4 protein-coding genes are annotated in these 4,576 nt (G+C 31.8%); 3 read left to right on the top strand and 1 reads right to left on the bottom strand.

Annotated features, from left to right (window positions below; translation table 11 throughout):
- Positions 1-461: 461 nt before the first annotated feature.
- The 3 genes from ACFSVN_RS04915 to ACFSVN_RS04925 all read left to right on the top strand — a co-directional run bounded on the left by ACFSVN_RS04915 (position 462) and on the right by ACFSVN_RS04925 (position 3,252).
- Positions 462-704: a hypothetical protein gene (locus ACFSVN_RS04915; RefSeq protein WP_390299476.1), complete on the top strand. Its 243-nt coding sequence runs from the start codon at positions 462-464 to the stop codon at positions 702-704.
- Positions 705-1,307: 603 nt separating this feature from the next.
- Positions 1,308-2,507, top strand: coding sequence for a 6-bladed beta-propeller (locus tag ACFSVN_RS04920; RefSeq protein WP_390299479.1), 1,200 nt, complete (start codon positions 1,308-1,310; stop codon positions 2,505-2,507).
- A gap of 4 nt (positions 2,508-2,511) precedes the next feature.
- A complete protein-coding gene (locus tag ACFSVN_RS04925) occupies positions 2,512-3,252 on the top strand; it encodes a hypothetical protein (protein WP_390299481.1) in 741 nt (246 codons plus the stop codon).
- Positions 3,253-3,781: 529 nt separating this feature from the next.
- Here the strand turns inward: ACFSVN_RS04925 and ACFSVN_RS04930 are convergent.
- Complete coding sequence (locus tag ACFSVN_RS04930) at positions 3,782-4,099, bottom strand: hypothetical protein (protein WP_390299484.1); 318 nt, start codon at positions 4,097-4,099, stop codon at positions 3,782-3,784.
- Positions 4,100-4,576: the final 477 nt, after the last annotated feature.

The following is a 4,576-nucleotide window of genomic DNA, read 5'->3' on the forward strand; positions in this document are numbered from 1 at the left end:
GCCGAATGCTGAATTTCTTTATAATCTGTAATCATAGTCTTGGGGTTTATTTCTTTCTCCAATCTATTGAAAAACGAACAATTCTGACAATTATTTATTGAGTGGAAGAGGGGGTATAACGACCCAGCGTTTAAACGGCGCGGGGATTATGATTTCTTTGAAGTAGCGAAATTAATTCCTGGCAATCAAGTTTCCATCGCACCCCGTCCGCGTCCGATTTAAAACGCTTTGTTAGAATGAGACAGCTAGACCAATCACAAAAACAGAAAAACCACCCCTGACCTAAAAGCCCAAAAAGTATGATCTAACAACAGATGCTTGGGAAACCCTGAGAAGAGTCAATCCAGACGAACTTCTCGTACCATGAAAAGCACCGTGCAAATATAATTTGACATTGAAAAATTCAATTTTTTATTTATTGATTGACAACATTTACTACTTTAACGAAAATGAGGTACAAAATGAAAAAATTAATTTGCACGTTAACTATTATTGCAACTGTTGGTTATATGAATCCTTTAATTTCATGTATAACTGGTGGTGAAGGGGCAGAAAGTTGTTCATATGATTCGACCACTTATTTTATGGGTATACCTTTGTCAACTACTACCCATAGTGTATCATGTGGAGATGGTCAATATGCTTGTTGCACTGAGGATGGTGCAGGATGTGTATATGAAAGACCTACAATAATTCAAGGATAGGAATAAAAAAATTTTCCTTACCTTAAGAGATTAATTTAACAGTATTTATATTGAATTGTATTAGTCTCTTAAACTATTAATAACACTCTTTTTTTAAATTAAAATGGATTACCTAACTATCAACAATTAAATGACAAAACTATGAGGAATTTTAAAAAACTTACATATACAATATCTATTATTTTAATAGCTGGATTAGTGTCGCCTCTATATCCATGTACAAGTGGTGGTAGTGGATCATCATCTTGCTCAACGACAGTAACTGAATCTCATTGGGGAATTGTTTTTAGTGAAACTATACATAGCGTAAGCTGTGGTGATGGGTATTATGCTTGTTGTGACCATACGGGTGCAGAATGTTTAGAAAATGGAACAACTGAACCTGATAGAGAAAGAGTCCTCCAATAAATAACTCTATTAATATAATTATTGCGTTTATGTGTTAAATAGTAAGTAATGATACAGTTCTCCTTTGAGTGGTGTGATACTTTTAAAAACATCCCTACCTAATAAATGTATGTAATTAATAAAAAAGAGGGGATGTAAAATTTTTAGTATTGTATCAAAACATCTATCATTTTCTCCTAAATTTTATAGTCATTTATGATGAATAAATTAGAATTCTATTTTTTGCCAGTTCTTGTATTAATAGCAGGTTGTGATAGTACAAGTAATTCAAATCAAAATTTATTAGAAGTTAAATATTCAGATGGAATTTATGCTCATTACATTGATCCAACTCTAAGTATAGATATTACTTCCGAAGAGTTGGAAAATCTTAAATTTGTTCCACTTGAAGCAACAGAGTCTTCCTTAGTTGGGAATATTAATAAATTGGAAAAAGATTCAACTACAGGTTATTGGTATATACTTGAATCTAATAATCCTAACAAAATGTTTATTTTTGATAAGGATGGTGATTTTGTTGATGATATTGAGCATCGTGGCAATGGCCCTGGAGAATACACTAGTATAAGTGATTTTTATCTATCAGACGGAAAATGGATTGAAATATTAGATGGAAAAACACACCGTTTAATTAGATATGATTTAAAAATGGATACACTTCTTTTAGAAAAAAAACTTCATTTTCATGCATATAAATATTCCTACCTAGATGACGGAAGTTATGTCTTTTATAAAAATGCCCAAGCCAAAAATTTTGAAGATGAAAAGTATCATAATACATTATTAGTCATAGACTCAACAATGAATGTTAGCCTGAAAGCTTTGCCGCTTAATTTGGAAAAAGGAATTAATATTTCCATTTCTAATCCGAGAGGACTTTTTAAAACCGAAGCGGGTGTTATTTTCAATAATTTTAATGCTGACACTGTTTATTTAGTTAACTCCAAAACGATCCGCCCTCTACATACTTTAGATTTTGGTAAATATACTGTAACGGAACCGAAAGATATAGATTTTTCATCTTCTCAAGAATACCTGAATTATTATACTAAAAACAAAGAAAAGATAGCAGGAGCGAAACGGTTAGTAGATTCCAAAAATAATTTTAGTTTTATATTTCTTTATAAAGATGATTTATATTATTATTTCTACGAAAAAGATCAAGACGAGGCTTATATAATTGATGAAATTAAGTTTGGTAGTAATGAAGCATTTTTTCCACCCCCGGTAGAATATATTGATTCGACGTTTGTTTCTATCTATACCGCGGAAATGCTAAGAGAAAAAATAACGATTGAAAATTTAAAACAAGGAAGTGATATCTACAATGCTATTCTTGAAGGGAAAGAAAACCAAAACCCCGTTTTAGTTTCATATCAATTAAATGTACAGTAATCATATGAAAAAATTACCAATCTTATTTTTTGCATTTATATTGCTTTCTAATTGTAATAGTGCTGAAAAGAAGGCAAAAGAAAAGAATATTATTAAAGCTAATTTAACTGCCGATTCCACACTATTTACTTTAAAAGAGGATGGCTATGAGGCGAAATTGAGTACCGATAGTCAAAATCGAAGAGCCAAAGCCGATGGTAATACCATTTTTCAACGAATTGGAAGTTTCTCTTACATCATATCTGAACTGTATCAAAAACCCACTAAAGTATTAAAGAGTCCTTATTCTCGAACTCACTATGAACTTGATATAAAATGGAGTGATGAAATATCGTTTGATATAGTACGAAAAAAAGTACTTAAAAAAATGCAAGAAGAATTTGAATATTCAGTAGAGAAAGGCATGTTCGAGCAACAAACCATTATACTTTATAAAGATGATAATGCAAGATTACAGAAAGCAAAACATTCCACTAATTCAGATGCTCTATATAAAAGTTCATTAGAAGATGGAGTATGGAAAATCCAAGCTACTTTAGAAGAATTTGCAAATGAGTTAGGTGATTTTTCAGACCAGGAAATAGTTATACAAGAGGATACTAGTAACACTATCTACAACTTCACATTGTCCACAAACAGAGGGTTTAGTAGTATTCTTAAACAATTACAAGAAGTTTACGGGATAACCTCTGAAGAAAATACAGTACAGGTAGAACATTATGTTATTAGTTTCAAAAATAGCTAGAGAACAAAGTAGCCCATTGCAATATGAGGAAAGCTGATGTAACTGGGTTTAGCAATACTGGTTTTTCATTATTAGGGAAAACCAAAGTTTGTAAAACTCTACTTTAGGGTTTATAGGTGCTTACCTATATGCTTTTTCCATTTTTCTATTCACGCGTCTAATCGCAGAAACTTTTCACGCTATCACTGCTACTTCTAACGACCCAGGGTTTAAACGGCGAGCCGAGTTAAAATTATTGATTTCCGTACCCTAACCGAGTCCGTTTGAAACGCATTGTTAGCTACACCAAATATGATAGGCGTAAACTTAAAAAAAGTCTTCAATATTACTATCGAAGACTTTTGTCGTGTTTAAAAGACTAAAATACTCGCCACAATAATATTGTTAATATTGTAACCAGAACAGCAAAAGACATTTTTCTTTGGTTGTTCTTTTTTACAGCATCTTTATCTAATTTCAAGAATAGATATAATGAAATAGAACCTATATAAACTAAAAATATATTACCTAACATATTAACTCCATTTTTTTATTGAACATACATACAATCAATAAAATCATAGGTTGCAATTCCTACACCAATCCAGCCTAAGTATCGAGCACCCACTTTTGTAAACATTTTAATAAGCATTCTTCTACCTGCAAATGAAGATAAACTATGATTTCTGAATACTTCAATGGCGACATCTAGTCCAATTGCTCTTTTTGCACATCCCCAGAAATCAGAGGCATAAGCATTTTGAGCACACATATTAGATAAAATACTGGAAAAGGATTCATTTTGAGAACTACTTCTTTCAATCTTCACTATCGCCATAGCCATATAAATTGTACGTGGATCATCCATGCTGAAAGAGGATTCAGCGAAATCTTCATCTGTAAACCCATATGACGTCAATAATTCTCTACTGCAATTTTCTGTTTATCTTCAGTACCTGTAACACTTGAACTACAAGATTGAAAAATAAAAGTTCCAAAACTGATGCAAAGAATAAGGGTAAACAACCCAAACATACCTTTTGTAAATTTTCGAATTAAATTCATAAATGCTCCTGTTTTATAATTGTGTTACAAAATCGTAACAAGCTCAAAATATAATCATATCAAATAATTACAAGTAAAAAAATGTAGCTAACGGCCTACCGCATAACCGGCGCAGGGATTATGATTTTTTAAAAGGCTACTCATTTGAACAATCATTGGCAAGAAATTTAATCAAAGCTACGTCTGCGTCCGCCGTTAATGCGGTTGTTATACCAATTACTGACTTTGTTTGTACCCGTTTTTTACAAATTCATCAAACAATTCTGTTTTGCGAAGTTCT

This window comes from Gracilimonas halophila (genome assembly GCF_042684365.1).
In the GTDB taxonomy this organism is placed as follows: Bacteria; Bacteroidota; Rhodothermia; order Balneolales; family Balneolaceae; genus Gracilimonas; species Gracilimonas halophila.

Bases quoted from the DNA above. Each gene is read 5' to 3' on its own strand.
- ACFSVN_RS04930 (WP_390299484.1), bottom strand. From the start codon at position 4,099: ATGGATGATCCACGTACAATTTATATGGCTATGGCGATAGTGAAGATT.
- ACFSVN_RS04915 (WP_390299476.1), top strand. From the start codon at position 462: ATGAAAAAATTAATTTGCACGTTAACTATTATTGCAACTGTTGGTTAT.
- ACFSVN_RS04920 (WP_390299479.1), top strand. From the start codon at position 1,308: ATGATGAATAAATTAGAATTCTATTTTTTGCCAGTTCTTGTATTAATA.
- ACFSVN_RS04925 (WP_390299481.1), top strand. From the start codon at position 2,512: ATGAAAAAATTACCAATCTTATTTTTTGCATTTATATTGCTTTCTAAT.